We start from the raw sequence: 274 nt of genomic DNA, 5'->3' as shown, positions 1-274 counted from the left end.
CCTCAATCCATTTGCGAGTTTCGACCTCTTCTTCCGACAAGGAATTTGATTCAGGAAGTATCTGTTTCTTCTCCTCCTCGGACACAGGCTTGCGTCCAATCTCAAAGAACGCACGGATCCCGATCTCATTCACCCTAATCCAGAAGTCCTTGTCCCGTTGTCCATTTGCTTGTATGGTTTCTGCTCGCTCTTCATCGGTAGTTACCCACCCAGAAGATCCTGGTAATGCCCAATTGGGGAGTCCAGAATCACGGTTGCTACCTTCAAGGGTACG

Annotated in this window: 1 protein-coding gene; it reads right to left on the bottom strand. The window is 49.3% G+C overall.

What is annotated here, in order from left to right:
* Positions 1–274, bottom strand: a 274-nt coding sequence (locus ACY9Z2_RS19010; RefSeq protein WP_463611244.1) for a hypothetical protein, incomplete at both ends; no start/stop codon positions are given.

Source organism: Virgibacillus sp. GM2-2 (genome assembly GCF_055329585.1).
Note: the sequence above shows the minus strand (reverse complement) of the source record. Positions and strands in the feature narration are given on the sequence as shown.